Source organism: Tautonia plasticadhaerens (assembly GCF_007752535.1).
In the GTDB taxonomy this organism is placed as follows: Bacteria; Planctomycetota; Planctomycetia; order Isosphaerales; family Isosphaeraceae; genus Tautonia; species Tautonia plasticadhaerens.
This window is the reverse complement of record NZ_CP036426.1, coordinates 235,233-252,581: the sequence shown is the minus strand read 5'-3', so window position 1 is coordinate 252,581 and position 17,349 is coordinate 235,233. Positions and strand designations below refer to the sequence as shown.

14 protein-coding genes, 1 tRNA gene and 1 pseudogene are annotated in these 17,349 nt (G+C 69.0%); 11 read left to right on the top strand and 5 right to left on the bottom strand.

All coding sequences use genetic code 11. The annotated features are described in order from the left end of the window. The first annotated feature begins 43 nt into the window (after positions 1–43). Together crcB and ElP_RS00975 are read left to right on the top strand one after the other, a co-directional pair. Positions 44–454, top strand: a complete 411-nt coding sequence (crcB, locus tag ElP_RS00980) for a fluoride efflux transporter CrcB (RefSeq protein WP_145266418.1) — start codon at positions 44–46, stop codon at positions 452–454. A gap of 109 nt (positions 455–563) precedes the next feature. Next, positions 564–654, top strand: a tRNA-Ser gene (locus ElP_RS00975). A gap of 287 nt (positions 655–941) precedes the next feature. On the opposite strand, the pseudogene ElP_RS41020 reads toward ElP_RS00975, so the two are convergent. The 5 genes and pseudogenes from ElP_RS41020 to ElP_RS00950 all read right to left on the bottom strand — a co-directional run. Beyond that, positions 942–1,499: pseudogene (locus ElP_RS41020) on the bottom strand (tyrosine-type recombinase/integrase); the annotation flags it as partial. Between the two features lie 558 nt (positions 1,500–2,057). After that, complete coding sequence (locus tag ElP_RS00965) at positions 2,058–2,276, bottom strand: helix-turn-helix domain-containing protein (protein ID WP_145266416.1); 219 nt, start codon at positions 2,274–2,276, stop codon at positions 2,058–2,060. A 53-nt stretch (positions 2,277–2,329) separates the two neighbouring features. After that, positions 2,330–3,514: a CHC2 zinc finger domain-containing protein gene (locus ElP_RS00960; protein ID WP_145266414.1), complete on the bottom strand. Its 1,185-nt coding sequence runs from the start codon at positions 3,512–3,514 to the stop codon at positions 2,330–2,332. A 218-nt stretch (positions 3,515–3,732) separates the two neighbouring features. Further along, positions 3,733–4,962 (bottom strand): AAA family ATPase, encoded by a 1,230-nt coding sequence (locus ElP_RS00955; protein ID WP_197446625.1) that lies wholly within the window; start codon positions 4,960–4,962, stop codon positions 3,733–3,735. Continuing rightward, positions 4,959–5,129, bottom strand: coding sequence for a helix-turn-helix transcriptional regulator (locus tag ElP_RS00950; protein ID WP_145266411.1), 171 nt, complete (start codon positions 5,127–5,129; stop codon positions 4,959–4,961). The genes ElP_RS00955 and ElP_RS00950 overlap by 4 nt, the downstream gene beginning before the upstream one ends. A 225-nt stretch (positions 5,130–5,354) precedes the next feature. On the opposite strand from ElP_RS00950, the gene ElP_RS00945 reads away from it, so the two are divergent. The 9 genes from ElP_RS00945 (at position 5,355) to ElP_RS00910 (ending at position 17,243) form a co-directional block, all read left to right on the top strand. Next, positions 5,355–6,443, top strand: coding sequence for an IS630 family transposase (locus ElP_RS00945; RefSeq protein WP_145266409.1), 1,089 nt, complete (start codon positions 5,355–5,357; stop codon positions 6,441–6,443). A 231-nt stretch (positions 6,444–6,674) separates the two neighbouring features. Further along, on the top strand, positions 6,675–8,210 hold the full coding sequence (gene tnpC, locus ElP_RS00940) for an IS66 family transposase (protein WP_197446624.1): 1,536 nt from the start codon (positions 6,675–6,677) through the stop codon (positions 8,208–8,210). A 206-nt stretch (positions 8,211–8,416) separates the two neighbouring features. Next, a complete protein-coding gene (locus ElP_RS00935; RefSeq protein ID WP_145266407.1) occupies positions 8,417–8,968 on the top strand; it encodes an ECF-type sigma factor in 552 nt (183 codons plus the stop codon). Positions 8,969–9,070: 102 nt separating this feature from the next. After that, positions 9,071–12,427: a WD40 domain-containing protein gene (locus tag ElP_RS00930; RefSeq protein ID WP_145266405.1), complete on the top strand. Its 3,357-nt coding sequence runs from the start codon at positions 9,071–9,073 to the stop codon at positions 12,425–12,427. Positions 12,428–12,482: 55 nt separating this feature from the next. After that, the gene (locus ElP_RS00925) at positions 12,483–13,448 is read left to right on the top strand and encodes a DUF1559 domain-containing protein (protein ID WP_231749376.1); all 966 of its coding nucleotides are present in this window, start codon (positions 12,483–12,485) and stop codon (positions 13,446–13,448) included. A 192-nt stretch (positions 13,449–13,640) separates the two neighbouring features. Continuing rightward, positions 13,641–14,294, top strand: a complete 654-nt coding sequence (locus ElP_RS00920; protein WP_197446623.1) for a peroxiredoxin family protein — start codon at positions 13,641–13,643, stop codon at positions 14,292–14,294. Between the two features lie 804 nt (positions 14,295–15,098). Further along, a complete protein-coding gene (locus ElP_RS00915; RefSeq protein WP_145266399.1) occupies positions 15,099–15,656 on the top strand; it encodes a hypothetical protein in 558 nt (185 codons plus the stop codon). A gap of 2 nt (positions 15,657–15,658) precedes the next feature. Next, on the top strand, positions 15,659–15,811 hold the full coding sequence (locus ElP_RS37495) for a hypothetical protein (RefSeq protein ID WP_197446622.1): 153 nt from the start codon (positions 15,659–15,661) through the stop codon (positions 15,809–15,811). A gap of 139 nt (positions 15,812–15,950) precedes the next feature. After that, on the top strand, positions 15,951–17,243 hold the full coding sequence (locus ElP_RS00910; protein ID WP_145266397.1) for a vanadium-dependent haloperoxidase: 1,293 nt from the start codon (positions 15,951–15,953) through the stop codon (positions 17,241–17,243). Positions 17,244–17,349 lie beyond the last annotated feature (106 nt).

Here is a 17,349-nt window from a genome sequence, read left to right as displayed (position 1 = left end):
TCCCAGTCGAGTCCCGGCGGGACCAAGCGGTGAGGAGCGGCCCGTGAACTGGCCAACCAAGGTGCTGGCCCTGGGACTCGGGGGTGCCCTGGGCGCCAATGCCCGGTACTGGCTCGGCCTCTGGATCGCCGGCTGGTCCGGCCTGAAGTTCCCCTGGCCGACCCTGCTGATCAACGTCTCCGGCTGCTTCCTGCTGGGCCTGCTCGCCTCGGCCTTCGACCGCTGGAGGCCCTCGCCGACCCCCGGCTCCGAGGCCCTGACGCTGCTGGTGCTGGTCGGGCTGCTAGGCGGCTACACGACCTTCTCGACCTTCGCCCTGGAGTCGCTCCGACTCTGGCACCAGGCCGCCTGGCTCCGGAGCCTCGGCTACATGACCCTCAGCGCCTCGCTCGGCTTCGCCTGCGCCGCCCTCGGCGCCGCCGCCGGCCGGGCGCTGGCGGGCCTGCTCCCCTGAGCGGCTCCCCCGGCCGAAAAGCGCCCGATCGCTCGTTGACTCCCGGACCTGGCGTCGGATAATGTCTCTCGTTGGGGACGGCCCCTTTTCCCGGTCCTCCCCGCCATCTGGAGAGGTGGCTGAGTGGCTGAAAGCGGCGGTTTGCTAAACCGTTAGTCGGGGTCAAACCCGGCTCGGGGGTTCGAATCCCCCCCTCTCCGCTCGACACGACAGAAGCCGACAACACACGCCCAACCCCCTCAATTCCAAGGGTTTCGGGAGTGTTCTCGTTTTCGGCCACACGTCCGGCGAAGACTCCCAATCCGCCAGGAGCCGACGACTCCCGACCCGATCCGTCCCCTTCGGTGGGCAAATAGTGGGCAAGGGGAAGGTTGATGCGAAGGTCCTCCGTCCCCGTAGCAGCGAGGGCCTCGGGCTCCGGATCGGCCGACGGAGGCGAGGGCAGACTCTCCACCGCGCCCCGGAGATCCCGCACGCTGACCTTGGCATAGTGGTTCAGGGTCGTCTGCGGCTTGGCATGGCGGGCCAGCGTCTGGACCTCCTTGATGCTCGCCCCGGATCGGACGAGGGCAGAGACGTAGTAGGACCGGAGCGAGTGGAAGTCGGCCACCCCCTCGTCGGTTTCATAGGGAATCCCGGCGGCCTCCAGGTCGCGGCGGATCGCCTTGGCCGTCTCGTGGTGCAGCGGGAACACGGTCACCCCGAGGGGCTGGCCCCGGAGCCATCGGGCCAGGTCGGGGGCCAGGGCCAGCGGGATCGGCTGGTCGGCCGGACGGCGGTTCTTCGTCGAGCCGGCGCGGAGGAAGATCGTCGGCTCGGGGCCGTCCAGGCGGAACGCCTCGGGCGTCAGCTTGCGCATCTCGTCGGCCCGGAAGCCGGTCGAGGCGGCGACACGATAGGCCATCGCTCGCAACGGGCCAGGCATCCCGAAGAATTCGGGCCCCTGGTCAGCGGCCCGGATCAGCCGGGCGAGTTCGTCATCGGAGAGGCTTCGCCGGACGTGCCGGATGTCCTCGTCGGCGTTGAACCCTGACACCCCCCGCATGGGGTTCTCGCGGAGTCTCCCCTTGTCGAAGGCCCACCGGCAGAAGGCACGGATGGCGGCTCGATAGTGGTTGACCGTCTGATTCGCCTTTCCGACCTCCCTGAGCATCGCAAGGGCCGTCTGGATCCGCTCGGGAGCCAGATCGGAGGGTCGAGCAGAGCGGAGGATTCCCGCCAGCAGGACGCCTGCACGTTCCAGCGCCTCGGCCTTCCTCCCGGGCTCGAGTTCACCGGGTCGGGCTCCGCGGATGATCGCGACCAGCTTCCCCGCCCGATCGTGGTACTGATCGGCGTGCCGGGCCGTCTTGCCGCGGGTCATCATGTCTTGGCGCCACTCGGAGAGGTGATCGGCCAGCGACCGGGCCTCGTGGCGACGATAGGCGTCGGCCTTGGGGTCGGAAAGGCCGGCCCGGGTCCTGGCGGCTTCCGACTCGGCGGCGCGGGCCATCGCCTCGGTCTCCCGGCGATCGGGACATCCCTTCATCTCGCGTTTCACGCCATCGGCGTCGGTATAGCGGAAGTACCAGACCTTCCCGCGTTTCCTCAGCGATCCCATCGGTCACTCGCTCCCTTCATCGTTTGGCTTCGTGACGATCGACAGCCCCAGCAGCTCGGCCAGCCGATCGAGGTTCTCCAAGCTCATTCCGCCCTTGCCGCTCATGAACCTGCTCATCGCTCCCTGGTTCAGCCCGATCGCCTTGCAGAGGGCATAGCGGCTCATGCCCGAGGCATTCACCGCGTCGCGGATCTGATCGCTGAATCGACGACTGTTCTCCATGCCGATCCATCGTAGCGAATGCTTTGCGCGTGGGCAAGCATGAACAGCTCTGCTCAATCCGGAGAAGGCTCATCGGCGAGGACGTTCGGGGGCTCGTCCGCATCGGTCGGCTCGGCCCATCGCTGGCGCTCCAGCTCGGGCCAGGTGAAGAGGGCAGGCCGGTCGATGCCTGTGAGGACCTCGCGCCACCATCGGCCGAGGTCGACGCCGTCAGCCTTGACCTCGGTCCAGTCGTTGTACGGCTCGGGTGGGCGGATTCTTCGGGCCGAGGCGGGCCAGGAGGAGGCGGCCTTATCGCCCGCCACGTCGGAGTCGGTGGCGATGAACCAGGAGGCCGCCACGAGCATGGCCCCGAGTACTTCCGGGGTCGGCCGGATCGAGGCGCACCCCAGCGTCACCACGGCGGCCAGTTCCCCGAGCTCCTGGCCGAGCAGTAAGGCATCGAATTCGCCTTCGACCACGATGATCGGTCGGCCTGGCCGGATCGCCTCAGGACCGGGATAGATGCCACTCAGGCCTGCCCGGTCGCGGAACACCTCGCGATACTTCGGCCGATTTGGCTTCGGCTGGCGGAACTTCACGAGGACCGGCGCCGCACCGCAGAACCACGGGACGACAATTCCGCTCGGCTTACCGGGTAGGTCCAGGGGCGGCGTAACCCCAAGTTTGGCGGCCCGGATAGTCTCGGGCTTCAGTCCGCGGGCAGGGCCGGTCAAGTAGGACAGGGCCGAGGCTCCGTCGGAGGTCCACAGGCGAGCCGAGGCGGCTTCGATGAGGGCAGAGGTGGCTTCCGGCGCCATCCCAGAAGGCTCAGGCCGGGAGGCATTTTGAAGCGGAGTGCGTCCCTCTTCGACTGACCTCGTCCGTTTGCTCGGCCGGGCTGGCCGAGGCGTGCTTCCTGCAGGCAGGGAGCCACCGCCGGTGAGATAGGCCACCGCCTCGCGGAAGGTGACATCCCGCAGTTTCATGACCAGCGAGACGGCATCGCCGTGCTCGTCGCATCCGTAGCAGCGCCACCAGGGCTTGCCGGGGTCGACACAGAACGAGGGGTTGGCATCGTCATGGAACGGGCAGCGACACCAGATGCGACGGCCATGCTCGCCACGCCGGCCGGGAGCTGGGCCGAGGAGGGCGGTCACCACCCCGGCCAGATCGACCTTGTCCCGCTCGGCCTTCCAATCGGTTCGGGGGCCTCCCGTGGCCTGCATCCGCCAGATCTCCGAGACCTTCAAGCCCATGATGCTCGCTCCTAGGGTTCTCTGGTGGTCGAACCGCCCGATCAGAGGGAGACTCGCAGCGGATCCGCCAGAACCCGCCACGATCCGCCTCGGATGCCGTGTCGGTTGTCGGGGTTTCCGAGTTGGTATAGGGGACCGACAACTCCGACAAACACCCAGTTCTTGTCGGGGTTGTCAGAGTTCGGCGATCGTTCATCTCTGACAACTCCGACAGGGGGTCAGAACGCCGTCTCGACTTCGCTTGAGTCGGACTCCATCTCCCCTGGGAGCTTCCACCACTTCCGACGATCGACCATGTACTCCTCAACACCCAGGGCGTCACGGGCGTCGTACAAGGTCCCGGACGAGTACTTCTCCTTCTCGGAATCCCGACGGACTTCGTTGACGGGGGACGGGCAGGCCAATCGCTCGACCAGCCACTGCTTGCACGCCTCAAGCTTCTCGGGAGCCGGGCCTCGTTTGCGGGGCACCGGCTCGGGCTCGGATGGCGGAGAGAAGTCGAACGAACAATCGGCGTCTCCGAATGACATCCCCAGGACAGGAGGATTGATCGAGAACGTCTTGTCGACCCACACCCGCCGGCGATCAGGCTGGTTCTCGGGATCCGGGGCGGTCATCTTCCAGACCACCCGGCAAGCTCCGGTGAAGCGTCGGCCCAGGGCATCGCCGTTCTTGCTCAGGTGGGTCAGTAGCAGGAACGCCGCGCCGGTCTCTCGGGCGATGTCCATGAGGGGCCCGAAGTAAGCGTTGGCATCCTCGGGCCTGCAGAGATTCCGCCCGGTGCTCATCCCGACCGTGTCGACGATCACGAGTCCGGGCGACTCGGTCTCGATCCGATCGGCAAGCTTCCCCAACTCGGCCGGGTCGTCCAGGTCAAGGCCGTCCGTCGGGTCGTCCGGCGAGGCGTTGAACAACAGGGCTTCGTCGGGCAGTCCGTACGAGGATGCCAGTTCCATCAATTGCGCGTAGTGACGATCGCCGGGCACCCAGAGGGTCCGCGTCCCCTCGGGGAAGGAGTTCTCCTGTCCGTCGGGCCACGGCTGGCGGAACCAGAGGCGGCGGGCCAAATCGGTCGCCATGACCGTCTTCCCCGTACCGGGATCGGCGGCCAGGCCGTTAAGCACCCCGGCTGCGAGCCATTGGCCCCAGTGCCAACCCACGCTCGCGACGAGGCGGCGCAGGTCGGCCAGGTTGGCACATCGCCCGGCCGGGTCGGGCTCGGGCGACGGGCTGGAGGGATCGACATCCGACAGGGCGATCGTCAATTCCTCAGCGTCGGCACGGCTGCACAGGAAACCATTCCAGGCGGCTTGCCTCCCCTCAGAGGGCAAGCTGTCCAGGTGGGCGGCGAGCAGACGGAACGGGGAAGAGATCGCCTCCTGTCCCCCATCGATCGACCCGCCGGCCAGCAGCGTGCGGAGCGTCCAGGCGTCGAAGGGCCGGATCACGGGCGCCCTCCTCGCTCGATCCATCCTCGGATCGTCTCGGGCCGCCAGAGGGGCATCCTGCCGATGGTCAGGTCGGGCTTCGGCAGCCGGCCGGCCGATCGCTCGCGTTCCAGGGCACGCCGGCTCACACCGAGCGCCTCGGCGATGTCGGCGAGCCGCCAGGTCACGCGACCAATCGGCGTCGATCCCATTGCTTCGCCTGGCATCGAGCAGTCTGCGTCGACCCTACGGTAGGCGTCAACATCTCGGTTCATCTGGCCCCTCCTCCCTGGCTATGGCCGTCGGAGCAGGAGGAGGACGACGGCTGGCTAGTGTCCTGAGTCGGAAATCCGTTGAATAACCTTGCGCCCTCGCCGTTCGCCCGGTAGAGTCTCCCCAAAGGAGACCCCAACATGGCGCGACCGCTGGCCGAGCTGGTCCTGAGCGACGACGAGCGGCAGACGTTGACGACCTGGGCGAGCCGCCCCGAGAGCACCCTGCGGCTCGCCACCCGCGCCCGCATCGTCCCGGCCTGCGCCGAGGGGCTGGAGAACGAGGCGGTCGCCGCCAGGCCCCGCGTCCGCTCGGCCACCGTTGGCACCTGGCGGCGGCGGTTCGTCGAGCGACGCCTGGAGGGGCTGGCCGACGAGCCCCGCCCCGGCGCGCCGCGCACGATCGCCGACGCCGACGTCGAGCGGGGCGTCACCGGGACGCTGGAGACCAAGCCCGAGTCGGCCACGCACTGGAGTACCCGCGGCATGGCCGAGGCCGCCGGCATGTCCCAGACGGCCGTCGGGCGGATCTGGCGCTCGTTCGGGCCGAAGCCGCACCTCCGCGAGACCTCCAAGCTCTCGACCGACCCGTTCTTCGTCGAGAAGGTCCGCGACGTCGTCGGGCTGTACATGAGCCCGCCGGAGCGGGCGATCGCCCTGTGCGTCGGCGAGAAGAGCCAGGTCCAGGCCCTGGACCGGACCCAGCCGCTGCTGCCGATGACGCCGGGGCAGGCCGAGCGGCCTACCCACGACTACGTCCGCAACGGGACCACATCGCTGTTGGCGGCCCTGGACGTGGCTACCGGCGGGGTGATCGGTCGGTGCCACCGGAGGCACCGCGCGAAGGGGTTCCTGCGGTTCCTGGACGAGGTCCACGCCCGCGTCCCGCGCGAGCCGGGCGTGGAGGTCCACCTGGTGCTGGACCACTACGCGACCCACGAGACGCCGGCGGTGGAGCGATGGTTCCTGCGGCCCCCGGAGTACCACCTGCACTTCACGCCGACCAGCAGCTCGTGGCTGAACCTGGTCGAGCGGTTCTTCGCGGAGATCACCGAGACGCGGATCCGACGCGGCGTGTTCCGCAGCGTGGCGGCGTTGGAGGCGGCGATCCGAGGGTACCTGGAGCACCACAACGCGGACCCCAAGCCGTTCGTGTGGGCCGCAGACGCCGACCTGATCCTCAACCGCATCAAGCGGGTTTGTAAACGGACTTCCGACTCGGGACACTAGAACGAGGATGCTTCCGCTTCCCGGCCGGCGACGGCGTGACTGCCGAGGTGCGATCCGCCGACCTGGCCATGATCCTGGAGGGCATCGACCTGACCTCGGTCCGACGCCGGCCGCGCTACAGCCGACCCCCGGTCGAGGCGACCACCTGAGCACGAGGACCCGCCGACAGGATTGCTTCGCCCGAGGGGCCCGGGTCCTTGCGCCCGGCCGAGCCGTTGACCAGAATTGGGCATGGAGACGACGATACTGCCCGACGATCTGGCCCTCTGCCACGAGATCATCCGCCAGCAGGCGGACACGATCGAGGAGTCCCGACGACGGATCGAGCAGCTGGAGCATCAGATCGAGCAACTGCTCCGACGCCAGTACGGACCCCGGCGGGAGAGCGTCGATCCCGATCAACTCCGGCTGTTCGCCTACGACGCGACCGAAAACCTCGTTGAAGGCGCCCCGGAGGAGCCCTCGGAGGCAGAGGACGCGAGGCCCAAGCGACGTTGGCGACGCCGGGGACGGCAGCGGCTGCCCGAGCATCTGCCCCGGCAACGGATCGAATATGAGCTGTCCGCCGAGGAGTTGCCCTGCCCGGACTGCGGGTACCTTCGGGTGAAGATCGGCGAGGAGGTCAGTGAGCAGCTGGAGTACGTGCCGTCGTCGCTCCAGGTGACCGTCCACGCGCGGTTCCGCTATGCCTGCCGGGCGTGCCAGGAGCACGTGGCGATCGCGGCCAAGCCGCCGCAGCCGATCGACAAGGGCCTACCCGGCCCGGGGCTGCTGGCGCACGTGATCACCAGCAAGTACGGCGACCATCTGCCGCTGTACCGCCAGGAGGACATCCTCGCCCGGCACGGCGTCGTTCTGTCGCGGGCAACGCTCTGCGGCTGGATGGCCCGGTCGGCCGATCTGCTGGCGCCGCTCTACGACCTGATGGTCGCGCGGGTCCGGGCCTCGAAGGTGATCTGGACCGACGATACCACCGTACCGGTCTGGGACCCGACCTTGCCCAAGACGCGGACCGGGCGGTTCTGGGTGTACATCGGGGACGTCCGGAGTCCCTACGTCGTCTACGACTACACTCCGCGTCGGACGCGGGACGGGCCGGAGCGGTTCCTGGATGGGTTCCGGGGCTACCTCCAAGCCGACGCGTTCTCCGGCTACGATCGGATGTGCGCCGGCCCGGACGTGATCGAGGTCGCGTGCTGGGCTCACGCGCGGCGGAAGTTCTTCGAGGCGAGGTCCTCGTCGCCCGTGCTGGCGCATGCGGCGTTGGCCCGCATCCGGCAGCTCTACGCTGTCGAGCACGCCGCTGAGGAGCTGTCGGCCGAGGACCGACGGGTCGCGCGGCAGAGGGATTCGGTCCCGCTGCTGACGGCCTTCGGGGAGTGGTTGACCGAGCACGGCCGCCTCGCGCTGCCCAAGAGCCCGATCGGCCAGGCGATCGCCTACGCCCGGTCGAACTGGGCGGCGCTGTGTCGCTATCCCGAGCACGGGGAGCTGAGCATCGACAACAACCTCGCCGAGCGGATGCTGAGGGCCCAGGCCATCGGCCGGAGGAATTGGAGGTTTTTTGGGAGTGACCGCGGGGGGCGGACGGCGGCCGTCCTGTACTCGTTGACCGGCGCCTGCAAGTACCACGGCATCGATCCCTTCGCCTACCTCCGGGACATCCTCGGCCGACTCCCGACCCAGCCGGTGAACCGGCTGGGTGAGTCGCTGCCCGATGACTGGATCGGCTCGCATCCCTCCGCGCTCCGTAAGCGAGCATCGTGAGCCGTCTCTCCTACTCCCGAGGCGAGGGCCGTCCTTCCCGACGCCATGCATGCGGTGCATAGGTCTATCTCGCCATCGCATCGAGTGATAACGTGGTCCCAGCGGCTCTACCCGATCCGGTGACCTCGCGGGCGTCCGTGCAGTCAAGGCGCCGCCCGGGATCCCGCCTCCGGACCTCGGGCGGAGATTCAAGGGGGCCGACCTCCATGAACGAAGTCACGCGCCTCCTCTCGGCCATCGAGCGAGACGGAGCACAGGCGGCCGCTCAGCTGCTCCCGCTGGTCTACGACGAGCTTCGCAGGCTGGCCGCCCAACGGCTGGCCCAGGAGCCGCCCGGCCAGACGCTCCAGGCCACGGCCCTGGTCCACGAAGCGTACCTCCGACTGATCGGTCAGGAGGGGCCCCAGGTGTACAAGGACCGCGGCCACTTCTTCGCCGCTGCGGCCACGGCGATGCGCCGCATCCTCGTCGACAACGCCCGACGCAAGCGGGCCCGGAAGCGCGGCGGCGGCCTGCTGCGGCAGCCGCTCGAGGCCGTGGCGGCGCCCGAGCCCGACGAGGAGCTGCTGGCTCTGGACGTAGCCTTGGAGAAGCTGGCTGCGATGGACCCCCTCAAGGCCAGGCTGGTCGAGCTGCGGCACTTCGCCGGGCTGACGGGCGAGCAGGCCGCGGCGGCCCTGGGCATCTCCCCGACCACGGCCGACCGGCACTGGGCGTACGCGCGGGCCTGGCTCCAGGCCGAGGTCCGTGGCGGCTGACATCGGGCGTCCGGCACATTTCCGGTCTTTCTGTGGTGCTTTCTCGGGCCGTTCTGCGCTAGTGCGGGTAGAGGCCGCGGCAGTGCGGCCCGGAGGACGACGATGGACGAAGAACGGCTCTTCCACCTCGCCCTGGAGAAGCCCGCCGGGGAGCGTGCCGCCTTCCTGGAGGAGGCATGTGTCAGCAATCCGGTCGTGCGTGAGCACTTGGAGGCCCTCCTCCGGGCCTACGAGTACCCCGATAGCTTCCTGGGGAAACCGGCGGTAAACCTGGGCGCGGCGGTGGAATCGCCGCCGGATCGGCACGCCGGCGGGGGCGACTCCGGCGCGACGGAAGACGTCGCTCCCGGCGCCCGCTCGCTCACCGAAGGTCCGGGGAGCCGGATCGGCCCGTACAAGCTGCTGCAGCCGATCGGAGAGGGCGGTATGGGCACCGTCTACATGGCCGAGCAGACCCGGCCGGTGAGGCGACTGGTCGCCCTGAAGGTCATCAAGGACGGGATGGACAGGCGCCAGGTGCTCGCCCGCTTCGAGGCCGAGCGGCAGGCACTGGCCCTGATGGACCACCCCAACATCGCCAAGGTCCTGGATGCCGGGTCGACGGACTCCGGCCGGCCCTACTTCGTGATGGAGCTGGTCAAGGGCATCCCGATCACGACCTTCTGCGACGAGCGCCGGCTGACGCCTCGCGAGCGGCTGGAGCTGTTCGTGCCCGTCTGCCGGGCGGTGCAGCACGCGCACCAGAAGGGCGTCATCCACCGCGACCTGAAGCCCTCCAACGTCCTGGTCGCGCTGTACGACGGCCGGCCGGTGCCCCGAGTCATCGACTTCGGCGTGGCCAAGGCGACCGGCCCGAAGCTGACCGAGCGGACGCTGTTCACCGAGTTCGGCTCGATCATCGGCACGCCGCAATACATGAGCCCGGAGCAGGCCGAGCTGAACCAGCTCGACGTCGACACCCGCAGCGACATCTACAGCCTCGGCGTGCTGCTCTACGAGTTGCTGACCGGCACCACCCCGCTGGAGCGCCGGCGGCTGGAGGAGACGGCCCTGCTGGAGTTGCTCCGCTTGGTCCGCGAGGAGGAGCCGCCGAAGCCGAGCACCCGGCTGAGGACGACGGCGGCGCTGCCGGCGATCGCCGAGCGTCGGGGGCTGGAGCCGAAGCGACTCGGCACCTTGGTCCGGGGCGAGTTGGATTGGATCGTGATGAAGTGCCTGGAGAAGGACCGCAACCGGCGCTACGAGACGGCCAATAGCCTCGCGACGGACCTCCGACGCTACCTGGACGACGAGCCCGTGCTGGCCTGCCCCCCGACCCCGGCGTATCGCTTCCGGAAGTTCGCGCGCCGGCACAAGCGCGCCCTGACGATGGCGGGCGTGGCCCTGGCGGGGCTCCTGCTGGCGGTGATCGGCCTGGCGGCCAGCACCGTCTTCATCTGGCGGGCCAAGGATGAGCTCATCCGATCCTTGTACTTCCAAAGCATCGCCCTGGCGGATCGCGAATGGTCGGCGAACCACCTCGCCCGTGCCGACGAGGTGCTGGAGCGATGCCCGCCGACATTGCGCGGCCTGGAATGGCGCCTCCTCAAGCGGCGGCTGCTCAGCAAGGCCATGCCCCCGTTACGCCACGGCAACGCCTTGTTCGCGTGCGCCATCAGCCCCGACGGCACTCAGCTCGTCTCCTCCGATCTCGAGGGCTTCCTCTATGTCTGGGATCCGAGCACCGGGCAGGAGCTTCGCGACCCCATCCGCGCCCACGACGCGGTCTGTTACTACGTGGCGTTCAGCCCGAACGGCGCGCGGCTAGCCTCCGCCGAGGACGGCGGAGTGAAGGTCTGGGATGCGAAGACGTGGCGGGAGATCGATGCGTGGGACACGCCGACGCCGATGCCCGCCGGCTCGGTGCAGGGCCTCGCCTTCAGCCCGGACGGGAAGTTGCTCGCCTGCGTGTGCATCCGGCGGCCCGACGGGCTTGAAGACGTCAGCATCTGGGACGTGCTGACGGGCGAGCGACTGTTCGCGCTGCCCGAGCAGCGTTACAATGTCGCGAATCTCACCCTCAGCCCGGATGGAACGCTCCTCGCCACGGCGAGCGGGGACCGGACCGTGAAGCTGTGGGACGCCCGCACAGGCGCCTTGATCCGGACCGATCGCGGGGACACGACCTTCCGGTGCGTCGCGTTCAGCCCGGACGGCCTCCTGGTCGCGGCGGGCGGTGGCAGGGAGAACGAGCGGGGCAGCGGCCAGGTGAGGATCTGGGACGTCGCGACCGGCCGTGTGCGACCGATCTCCACGGGGCACACGGCCTGGAGCGTGGCGTTCAGCCCCGACGGCCGGCGCCTGGCCACCGGCGGCACCGACCAGGCGGTGAAGATCTGGGACACGGCGAGTGGGCAGGAGATCCTGACCCTGCGGGGGCACACCGACTGGGTCATGGACCTGGCATTCAGCCCTGACGGCCATCGCCTGGCCTCGGCGAGCGGCGATCGCACGATCCGCATCTGGGATGCGAGCCCGCTGCGTGAGGGGGAGCCCACCGGCGAAGCGCTCTTCACATTGCGTGGGCACACCGACGGCGTCACCGCCCTGGCGTTCCATCCCCTCGTACCTCGCCTTGCCTCGGCCAGCACGGACGGCAGCCTCAAGCTCTGGGATACGCAGTCGGGACGCTATCTGAGCACCATACACCCGGGCATCCAGGAGGTGCTCACCCTGGCGTTCAGCCCGGACGGCGAGCACCTGGCCGCCGCCGGAGGCTCGGATCTCTTCGCGACCGTCCTGGACGCGACGACCGGCACGGAGGTGGCGCGACCGGGGGAGGGAGTACACACCGAACCCGTCTCGCGCGTCGCCTTCAGTCCGGATGGCCGATACCTGGCCTCGGGGGACAATGCCGGGCTCCTTCTGATCTCGGACGTCACCACCGGCGTCGTGCGTCGCTTCCCGGGCGGCCCGCTCATCACCGCGTTGGCGTTCAGCCCTGACCCGGGCGAGCGGCTCCTCGCCGTCGCGGCCGGCGATGGCGAGGTGCAGATCTGGGACACCACGACCGGCGAGCGGATCGCCCACCCGCCGCTCGAACACCAGGGCTTCATCTACGGGCTGGCGTTCAGCCCGGACGGCCAGCATCTGGCCTCGTCGGGATGGGACCGGACCGTGCGGATCTGGGACACGGCCACCTGGGAGCGGGACGAGGTGATCCGCGACCCGGCGGCGGCCCAGTGTGTCGCCTTCAGCCCCGATGGCCGGTTGCTGGCCTGGGGGACGAGCGACGCCACCGTCGAGGTGTTACGGAGGGACACGGGAGAGATCTTCACGCTGCGGGGCCATCTGGACCAGGTCCTGGGCGTTGCGTTCAGCCCGGGCGGGAAACTCATCGCCTCGGCCAGTCGGGACGGAACGGTCAAGATCTGGGAGACTCCTTCGTCGCACGAGGCGCTCGGTTCGGGGCGTCCGTAGGCGCATGGCCCACAGGAGTCGCACCAATCCACGAACCCACGGGAGGGCCATCCCCTTGTCGTCCCATGAGCATCGGCGCGGCGCCTTCACCCTGATCGAAGTCCTGGTGGTGATCACGATCATCGCGATCCTCATCGGGCTCCTGCTGCCGGCCGTCCAGGCGGCCCGCGAGGCCGCCCGCCGCGCCCAGTGCGCCAACAACCTGAAGCAACTGGCCCTCGCGGCCCAGCTCCACCACGACGCGAAGGGATACTTCCCTACGGGGTTGGTCCCGATCTTCGCGAATCAGGGTCGCTTCGACGGGGGCACGAATCTCTGGGTCGAGCTCCTCCCCTACCTGGAGCAGTGGCCCCTGCATCGGGACTGGGATTACGAGGATTACCGCAACAACCTTGCCGGGGAGCGCACCGCACACGTCTCGCAGGTCCTCTCGGTGCTGCTCTGCCCATCGGACCCCCTGCCGGACCCGGTGCACCGGCTGCAGGCCGAGGCGCCGTACGACTGGATGAATGCCCATTACGCCCTGAGCAGCTATGGCGGGAACGCGGGGACGAGGTCGTACGGCCGGCCGGGCAATCCTCAGTCAAGGGACGGCATCTTCTTCAAGGGACGTCACATCCGACTGGCCGACATCACCGACGGCACGAGCCAGACGATCCTCCTGGGCGAGCGCCACCACCTCGACCCGGAATACGACCGCCTGACCGCCGAACTCGATCCCTCCTTCTATCCGCTCGCCAGTTGGGGTGCCTGGGGCTCGGCGGGGCATCCGCTCGGTTCGCAGGGGGATGTGCTGCTCGGTTCCATCGTACCGATCAACTATCGCGTGCCCCCCGAATCCGGCGAAGACAACTGGGACTGGGAGGACTTCCGCCTCAGCGCCTTCGGCAGCGGCCACGGAGGCGGCGCCCACTTCGCCTTCGCCGACGGCTCGGTGCGCTTCATCAAGGATTCCATCGCAATCGAGCAACTCCGGGCACTCAGCACGCGCGCCAGGGGGGAGGTGATCGCCGCACCCTGATCACCTCGGCCTGGCGAGCTGGTACGCCGGTAGAAGTGAGATGAAGAGAAGGGGACGGGTGTCGTCCTGAGGATCGCGCCGACCACGCTCCACCCGGCATCGGCTCGACGCTTGGGGTGCGCGCCCAGGAGGGTCCGGCCGGCCATGCGGCAGTGTGTCCTTCACGAATCGCGAACCGCGGAGTTGTCGCCCATGAACGTGCTCTCACTCAGCTCGGTCATCGCCCTGTGGGCGGCAGTCCTCCTGATCGCGTTCCTGTTGCTCGGCGTCCTGCGTTCCCTGGGGCTGCTCCGCTGGCGCCTGGACCAACTGGAGACGGTCACCCCGAGCCGCATCGGCCGCGACGGCTTGAAGCTGGGCGCCAAGGCCCCCGACTTCACCCTGGTTGGCCACGACGGCGCATCGCGATCGCTCCGCGACCTCGCCGGCCGCAGGGTGCTGCTGGTCTTCACCCAGTCGGGATGCGGCCCTTGTGGCGCGATCGTGCCCGAGTTGAATCGCGTCCATGGGCGGGGCGAGCACCAGGTCGTCGTGATCAACAACGGCGCACCGGAGGAGACCCGCGCGTGGGCAGCCCGGCATCGCGCCGGCTTCCCGGTGCTGACGCAGGAGAAATGGGCTGTCTCGAAGCGGTATCAGGTGTTCGCGACCCCGTTCGCGTTCGTCATCGACGAGGGCGGGACCATTACATCGAAGGGGATCGTCGGCAGCCGTCAGTACCTGGGCTTCGTGCTCCAGGGCGCCGGCCGCCACGCGCAGCACAGGGAGGGGCATCCGGAGCCGGAAGGAGCCGGGGAGGTCGAGCGTACGAAGTCCCATTCAACGGAGGAGGTGTCTCGTGCTTGAGAAGATCGGTCGGACCGCCGAGCAGATGGCGACGAGCGTGTCGCGCCGCGAGGTGCTGGGGCGATTCGGGAGAGGGGCCGCCGTGCTGGCCATGGCCGCCGGCGGGCTGCTCGCCAGTCCCCGTCGCGCCGCCGCAGGCAAGCCATGCACTTTCGATTCCGACTGTCCTCCCAGGCAGTATTGCTCGAACGGAAGATGCATCGATCAAAGCGGTGGATGTCCCCGGGGCGAATGTCCCTGCTATCCCTACGGCTGCAGCCGCCGCTGCTGCTGACGTGGATCGAGCGTCAGGCGGACGGTCGCCGCCGAACGTCTCCCCGAGCGGCCCGCGCATGCCATACCTCCGAGGCACTCACCCGGAGGTCCTTGCCCGATCCGCTCTGAGCCGATTCCGGTACGAGCACGACACGAAGCCCACAAGAGGGCCGCGCCAGTTTCGCATCGAATCGGGGGACCGATGGTCGGTGGCAGCAGCTTGAGGGCGGGCTCGCTGGCCCGTCAAGAACTCGATAGGAGAGGCGTCCGGCTCGTGCCGGACGTGGAAGGGCCTCCGACGAGTCCTGGCGGATGCGCCAGGATCTCTCCGGCCCGGCATCGCCCCGGCGCTCGGTCTGCGCGCCGGGGGATCGTCCTCTCGTGACCACGCAGACCAGGCCACCATCAGGAGCTGGAGTCATGCAAGGTCCAAGATACCGGTTGAGTCGGTCGGCGGCCGTCGTGACGGCGGCCGTCGCCCTGGCGTTGGTCCCGGCCGCGGTCCAGGCCCAGGGGCCGCCGGTGGCAATCAGGATCAGCGGGGGCGGCGTGGGCGAGTTCCTCGACCCCAACCCCTGCGATGGTTTCAACACCGAGGCCCCCTTCGGGGAATCCAACTTCGCCGTCAGCGCGCGGATCGACGCGGACGGCAGCGTCGACGGGCACTTCATGTGCCAGGTCAAGGGCTGCGTGGTCATCGTCCAGGGGGTATTCACGGAGGTCCTGGGGATCGATCGGGCGGACGGTCCGGCCGACCAGGACACCGTGTTCCTGTTGGGCGAAGCGGCGTTCGTCGATCTGTCCGGGGCGGCCGGAGGGCCGGGCGTCGTCAGAGACGAGGACGGGGACCCGTACATCTTCGACTTCTGCCTCGAGCTCCGAGAGGGTCCCGGCTCCGGCCAGGCCGGGCACTCCGACGACCTCCCCGCCCGCTTCTTCTACGCGGACGAGGTCACGCTGCTAGGCGGGCCGGATTTCCTGGGTCTCGACGACGGGTTCGACCAGGAGGAAATCCGCAAGGGCCACATCTCGATCGACTTCAGGGTTGACGTGGACGACATACCCTTCGACCGGGTGGAGGACTGTCCGGTCGAACCCCTCTCGTGAGCATGAGCTGCCGAGTCGGGGCGCCGTTCACCGGCGGCCCCGACCTCGGCCGATTCATCGGCGACCCGGTCGTCCGCCCGTCCGGCGGCGGCGATCTCGTCGAACTTGATCACGGGAAGGCGGCCACGGGGCACATCATGATCCTGCAACGCTGATCCCGACAACATCGTGTCCGCGGCCGGTGAGGAATTGCCGCGGGAGGCGCCCTCACCGGCCGGAGATCCCCCCGGTATTCGGCCTGCGGGCCGGGGATGGCGCCGACCTCGAACCGCGGGCCGAAGAGAGGGGCAATCCATGGCGACGCGTATCAGGATGCCGGGGGTTGCGGTGCTGGCCACGTCCCTCGTGCTGGCGGCGACGGCAGCCGCCCGTGCGGACGTCGTGATCGACTGGAACAACGTCACGCTGGACACGATCCGGGCGCGGCGCGTCCCGCCGCCGCCGGCCACGCGCGCCCTGGCGATGGTCCACGCGGCGATCTACGATGCGGTCAACGGCATCGAACGCACGCATCAACCGTACTTCGTGGAGCGGCCCGCTCCCCCCGGCGCGTCGCCGGGCGCGGCGGCGGCGGCGGCCGCACACCAGGTGCTCTCGGCGCTGTTTCCCGACCTGCGGGACATCTACGATGCCTACCTGACCGAGTCCCTGGCCGGCGTACCCCCCAACGCCGCGCGGAACAAGGGCGTCGCCTGGGGTCGATTCGTGGGGGACCGCATCCTCGCGCTCCGGCGCGACGACGGTGCGGACCGGATCGTCGCGTACGAGCCCTCCGGCGAGTTCGGCCGGTGGGAGCCGACGCCCCCGCGATTCGCCGACGCCCTCTTGCCCCAATGGCCCTCCGTCACGCCCTTCGCGATGCGGGCCGCGGATCAGTTCCTGCCGGGCCCGCCGCCGGGGCCGGCCAGCCTGGAGTACGCGATCGCCTTCCACGAGGTGAAGGAACTGGGCGACCTTGGTAGCCTGACGCGAACCGACGACCAGACGCAGGTCGCCTACTTCTGGGAAGACGGCCCGGGATCGGCCACGCCCCCCGGCCACTGGCAGCTCATCGCCCAGCAACTCGCCGCGACGTTCGGCACGACGCCGGCCCAGAACGCCCGGCTGTTCGCACTCCTGAGCCTCACGCAGGCCGACGCGGCCATCGTCGCCTGGGACAGCAAGTACCACTATGATCACTTCCGGCCGTATACGGGGATCACGCGGGCCGAGGAGGACGGCAACGCGCTGACCGACGCCGACCCCGACTGGGCCCCGCTCATCCCCACGCCGCCCTTCCCGTCCTATACGTCGGGTCACAGCACGTTCAGCGGCGCCTCGGCGGTGATCCTGGTGCGGCTCTTCGGCGATATCCCGATCTCGTCCCCCGCTCCCGACCCTCACATCTGGCCGGACCGGTTGTTGGACCGAAAAGGCGCCCCTGTGGTGCGGAGCTGGCCGAGCCTGTCATTCGCCGCGGAAGAGGCCGGTCGGAGCCGGATCTACGGCGGCATCCACTGGCAGTACGACAACATCGCCGGCTTGGAGAGCGGCCGCGAGTTGGCGGAGTTCGTGTTCGCCTATTACCTGCGGCCACTGGAGGAATAATCGTCTATCGAGCCGTGGGTGAGTGTGGTTCGTAACACGCCTACGGTTGAACAGAGTGGCGAAAGCCCGCTCCTCGGTCGCCTCGGCCGCTCGCCGGGCTCGAGAA